This window comes from Fibrobacter sp. UBA3629, from assembly GCF_002374005.1.
Lineage (GTDB): Bacteria > Fibrobacterota > Fibrobacteria > Fibrobacterales > Fibrobacteraceae > Fibrobacter.
Window position 1 is genome coordinate 1215 of the sequence record NZ_DFLC01000009.1, and the last position, 4587, is coordinate 5801.

Here is a 4587-nt window from a genome sequence, read left to right on the forward strand (position 1 = left end):
GCCTTGTCGCAGACGGTGACAACGTAGTCCCACGATGTATCAAGGTACTGCGATACATTTTTGGGCTTATTAAGGGAAATGTCAACCCCTCGTTCCTTCATCACTTCGATTGCAGCCGGATGCACGTTCTTTGCCGGAAACGTTCCTGCAGAACATACGGTCAACGACGAATCCAGAGCCTTGAGAAATCCTTCGGCCATTTGACTACGGCACCTGTTGCCTGTACAAAGAAAGAGTATCTTCACATTTCACCTTTGATAAGTTCTTTTATTTTATCTTCGCTAATTTTACCTGTGGACACAAGCCGTTCATCGACAACAAGCGCGGGTAAAGTCATGACATTGTACGGAAGCATTTGGACAACATCGTCAATGCGGGAAACTGAAGCTTCTATGCCCGATTCCTTAACGATTTTTTCAACTGTTGCAGCAAAGGCGATATTGCAGCCACACTGACTCATGAGTATTTTTATGTTTTTCATTTTATCCTCTTTTTGTTTGTAGTTCGTAGAATAACGAACATATATGGCAAATTTTTTTAGCAATCGCATTTCCTATTGCAAAAATCTTTATTGAAGAAATCACTGAACAATGCCTGAGCCTTTTTCCAGTTCTTTTTGTTTATGCAGTACTTGACCTTGGGCGTTTCAATTTCACCCTGAATCAAACCGGCCTCTTTTAGTTCCTTTAAATGCTGGCTAACCGTGGCCTTCGCAATGGGCAATTCTTCGTGGATATCGCCAAAATAACAGGTATTGCGCTTGGCCAAGAACTGCATGATACTTACGCGTGCGGGATGCGCCAAAGCCTTGGCATACCTCGCCAAGGTCTCTGTTTCTTCACAGTATTTGCTCTTTTGGGCCATTTCATTCCTGTTTGTTGTTCGTAAATATACAAACATTATTTTTGAAAAGCAAGGGAATTATTGTTTTTTTCTTGAGGTGACAAGAAAACGTTTATTCCACCGAGAATGTCGCCTTCACGTTCCCCTTGCCGAGGATTTCCTTAAGGCGTTTCTTGTTCACGCTGTCGATACGGGCGAGGCGCGTGAAGTTCCAGGAATTCTTGTCGTAGTAGATGGTGATGGAGTTGCCCTGGTAAAGGATGATGTCACCCGCGTCGGTGTCGATTTGCGTGTCGTTGCGCGGGAAACTGCGCGGCAGGTCGGCAACCTTCTCGAAACTGCCATAGTCGTGCATGTCGAGCGTGAGGTCGCCCTGCGCAAGGAATTCGGCGAAGGCCTTGGCGGAGGAATTTTCTTCGAACGTTGCCGTGAAGGCGGTATCGTTCACATGAATTTTGAGTTTCACGGGAGCCTCCGTTTGGGCAGATGAACTTGCTGGCACTGCGTCGGGCGTTTTACTGGCGGACGATTTCGGCGTCTGGGTTTCGGGTTGCGTCGAATGGCTCGCGGCATCGCTGCAGGCCACGAGAAAGAACAACGCTACAAGGACAATGTTTCGCATACACACAATATAAATAATTGGGCTTGCGTTTCGATAACGAAGAATTAAATATGTTTAATGTAAGAATCGTAATTGCTATCTTTAGAGTAAGTCCAACAACCCCTTTACGAGGCTTATGACTACAATTCTCGGAATGGTTTTCAATATTCTTGGAAGCCTTTGCGTCCTTCTTTTCGGGATGAAACTCCTTAGCGACGGCATTCAGAAATCCGCCGGCGAAAAACTGCAAAAAGCACTCTCCTTCATGACCCGCAACCGATTCTTCGGTCTGTTTACCGGTTGCGCCCTGACCATGCTCATCCAGTCGTCGGGTGCAACGACGGTGATGGTGGTCTCCTTCGTGAATGCGAGCCTGCTCACCCTGGAACAGTCCGTGGCGGTCATTTTCGGCGCGAACATCGGTACCACGATTACCGCCTGGATTGTGGCCCTGTTCGGGTTCGATTTCAAGATTTCCGCCCTGGCAGTGCCGATTTTCGGCATCGGCTACCTGCTGACTGTGCTCAAGAAATTCAGGAAAGAAAACCTCGGGCATGCCGTCATGGGATTTTCCCTGATGTTTGTTGCGCTGGGGTGGCTTTCCGAAGCGGTTTCGCTGAACGCGGAAAACATGTCCTTCCTGGGGAGAGTCCAGGATTTGGGATTCTGGAGTTTCCCCATCGCGGTCGCTATCGGCATCGCCGTAACGGCGCTCATCCATTCGTCTTCCGCCATGACGGCAATCGTCATCACCATGGCGTACAACGGTCTTTTGACCTGGGAATTTTCTGCGGCACTTGTCATCGGGAGCAACATCGGCTCCACGGTGGATTCCATCATGGCGGCCTTCGGTTCAAAGGACAACGCGCGACGCACGGCCCTGGTCCACGTGATTTTCAATAGCGTCACGGCCGTACTCGCCCTGGTGTTTTTGAAACAGCTTACCATAATCGTCGACTTTATTACTCCGGGTCGTGCCGAAGTTGCCATCACCTACCACATCGCCATGCTCCATACGATTTTCAACGTGGCCGGAACGCTCCTGTTCCTCCCCTTCACGACGCAGGTGGCAAGGCTTACGAAAAAAATCATCAAGGATTCCCCCGAAGATATCCCCGCCGTTTACACCTTCCCGTTCCCGGATCTCGCCGCCCACGAATCCGCAACCATCCCGCTGGTTTCGGTGCGGAAAGAAATCCAGAACATGGCCGACAACACGGTGGAAATGTTCACCCGCATCCAGAACGGCCTTGCCGGAGACCCGAAGGAATTTGTCGCGAACCACTACGACTGGCTAGAAAAGGAAGAAGGCTACCTAGACCAGATGCAGGAACAACTGACATCGTACCTTTTGAAGTGCCAAAAACTGAACCTGCTTGAATTCCAGATGAACGACATCAACTCCATGCTCTCCATTGTCACGGAACTGGAAGCCCTCTCGGACGAGTGCCTTACCGTGGCCTTGTTCATCAAGCGCGTGGCCGAAAAGAATTTGTCTATACTCCCCGAAGACAGGGAGCGGCTATTCCCCTACATCGGGCTTGTACAGCAGTTGCTGAACCTTGTGCATAGCCACCTGGGCACGATGGACGGCGAACTTTCTGCCGAACAGTTTGCCACGGCCCGAGACCTGGAAGAGCGCATCGACAACGAACGGACTGCGCTCAAGAAGGTGGCGCGCAAGCGACTCGAAGAAGGGAACAACGTCAAGGCGGAACTCCTTTACATCGACATCGTACGGAAAATCGAAAAGATGGGCGACAGCTGCTTTACCATGGCAAGGCTCATGGGAGAGCGCCGAGCGTAAAAAATTATCGCCCAGACCTTATTACTAATACCGAAACAAGCGTCAACACTGCGCCCACGAGAAGCACGATTGATGCACTCGTGGCGATGTCGCCCATGCCCACCAACGGAGAGACGATTCCGCCCATCAAGAAGCCCGATGCCCCGATGGCCGCTGCAGCGGTACCTGCATTTGCGCGTTCCGCATTCAAAGCCAATGCGTTTGCCGGGGGCTGACTCATGCCGAACATGAACGTAAGCCCCATGAAGGCGACTTGCAGAAACGGGAGTAAAGCGTGTGTCATGAGTGCGGCAGCAACGGCAATCGCGAAAACGAGCATCCCCGCGCCAGCGATTTTGAGAGCCTTGAATTCGTTGCCGACCTTGCCCGAAAGCGCACAACCGAACGCCGTGAACAACGCGTTCAACGCAAAGCAGAGGCTGAAACCCACAGGCGAAAGACCGTAGATTTTTTGGTAGATAAAGGGCGACGACGCGATATACCCGAACAAGATAATCATCGGGAACGTGCATACCAAAAAATACAAAATGTAGGTGCGGTTCTTGAATACTTTTGCGTACAAGCTAAAGCTCGCAAAGACAGATTTTTTGCTGCGGCGTTTTACCGAGAGCGATTCCTGGAATTTCCCTGACATAAAGAGCAGCAAAGCGCCGTACAGGAGCAATACCGCGAATGTTCCCTTCCAACTCATGAAATTCAGCAAGAATCCGCCTAGCACCGGGGCTATAATCGGGGCAACTCCGTTCACAGCGCTCACCATGGCAAGGAACTTCGTGAGGACGGGGCCGCGGTAGGAATCCGCCGAAATGGAACGCGCTATCACGATGCCGCCGGACGCCGCCATGCCCTGCAACAAACGAAACACGTTGAAGGTTACGATGTTCGGCGCAACAATGCAAGCGACAGTCCCGCAGACAAAAAGCAACAGACAAACTAGCAACAACTTTTTGCGCCCGTACTTGTCGCTCAGTGGGCCTACAAAGAGTTGCCCCACCGAAAGCCCCAGCATGCTCATGGTGAGGCTCAGTTGCGCCATCGAGGGGCTTGCCGCAAAGTAATCGGCAAGGCTCGGGAGGGCCGGCAAGTAAAGGTCTGTCACGAAAGGGCCAAATGCCGAAAGCAGCCCAAGCAACAGCATAAGGAAAGTGAATTTCTGTTTTCCGCTCATATAATCCTCTTGGCGAAGCTGCGTAAAATCGCCATAAAAAAAGCCCGCAAAGCCGGACAACTGGACTTATGCGGGACCGCTACACGTTGATTTCGCAAGCGAATTTAGGAAAAAATTTTTCCGTTGGCAAGGATTTTATCTAATTTTTGCTTACGTGACAGGCATCGA

General features: G+C 50.8%; 5 protein-coding genes and 1 pseudogene. 1 reads left to right on the top strand and 5 read right to left on the bottom strand.

Going from position 1 to position 4587, the window contains the following annotated elements; translation table 11 throughout:
- From B2310_RS03035 to B2310_RS03050, 4 genes and pseudogenes are all read right to left on the bottom strand, one after another.
- Positions 1-200, bottom strand: a pseudogene (locus B2310_RS03035) (arsenate reductase ArsC); the annotation flags it as partial.
- Positions 201-241: 41 nt separating this feature from the next.
- Complete coding sequence (locus B2310_RS03040) at positions 242-481, bottom strand: thioredoxin family protein (protein ID WP_088657843.1); 240 nt, start codon at positions 479-481, stop codon at positions 242-244.
- A gap of 56 nt (positions 482-537) precedes the next feature.
- Complete coding sequence (locus B2310_RS03045; protein ID WP_088657778.1) at positions 538-864, bottom strand: ArsR/SmtB family transcription factor; 327 nt, start codon at positions 862-864, stop codon at positions 538-540.
- Between the two features lie 91 nt (positions 865-955).
- The gene (locus B2310_RS03050; RefSeq protein WP_290728576.1) at positions 956-1465 is read right to left on the bottom strand and encodes a cyclophilin-like fold protein; all 510 of its coding nucleotides are present in this window, start codon (positions 1463-1465) and stop codon (positions 956-958) included.
- A 133-nt stretch (positions 1466-1598) separates the two neighbouring features.
- Here B2310_RS03050 and B2310_RS03055 point away from each other — a divergent pair, with 133 nt between their 5' ends.
- Positions 1599-3251 carry a Na/Pi cotransporter family protein gene (locus B2310_RS03055; protein ID WP_290728578.1) on the top strand — a complete coding sequence of 551 codons (1653 nt, stop codon included), beginning with the start codon at positions 1599-1601 and terminating at the stop codon, positions 3249-3251.
- A gap of 4 nt (positions 3252-3255) precedes the next feature.
- On the opposite strand, the gene B2310_RS03060 is transcribed toward B2310_RS03055, so the two are convergent.
- Positions 3256-4419, bottom strand: coding sequence for a Bcr/CflA family efflux MFS transporter (locus tag B2310_RS03060; RefSeq protein ID WP_290728580.1), 1164 nt, complete (start codon positions 4417-4419; stop codon positions 3256-3258).
- Between the last annotated feature and the right edge of the window lie 168 nt (positions 4420-4587).